At 59.1% G+C, this 359-nt stretch carries 2 rRNA genes; both read left to right on the top strand.

Annotated elements, in window-relative coordinates:
- Positions 1 to 102: ribosomal RNA gene (rrf, locus tag VG556_RS22730) — 5S ribosomal RNA — on the top strand; the annotation flags it as partial.
- 133 nt (positions 103 to 235) lie between these two features.
- A 5S ribosomal RNA gene (gene rrf / locus VG556_RS22725) occupies positions 236 to 350 on the top strand.
- Positions 351 to 359 lie beyond the last annotated feature (9 nt).

Here is a 359-nt window from a genome sequence, read left to right as displayed (position 1 = left end):
GCGCTGTGGAACCACCCGATCCCATCCCGAACTCGGAAGTGAAACGCAGCTGCGCCGATGGTAGTGTGGCTCAAGCCATGCGAGAGTAGGTCATCGCCAGGGTTTACACCCAAAACCCCGCTGCTCACGCAGCGGGGTTTTTCTTATTAAGTGAAGGCACTGCATTTTCCGGGTCCCTTCCGCCCCAAGGGCAAGATCGCGAAGCTGGCGCTGCAAGCGCTGCTGCAACCGTCTCCCTGGTGAAATTAGCGCTGTGGAACCACCCGATCCCATCCCGAACTCGGAAGTGAAACGCAGCTGCGCCGATGGTAGTGTGGCTCAAGCCATGCGAGAGTAGGTCATCGCCAGGGTTTACACCC

Source organism: Stenotrophomonas sp. CASM106, from assembly GCF_049384825.1.
GTDB lineage: Bacteria > Pseudomonadota > Gammaproteobacteria > Xanthomonadales > Xanthomonadaceae > Stenotrophomonas > Stenotrophomonas muris.
The sequence above is the reverse complement of the archived record's forward strand: the minus strand, read 5'-3'. Positions and strand labels throughout refer to the sequence as shown.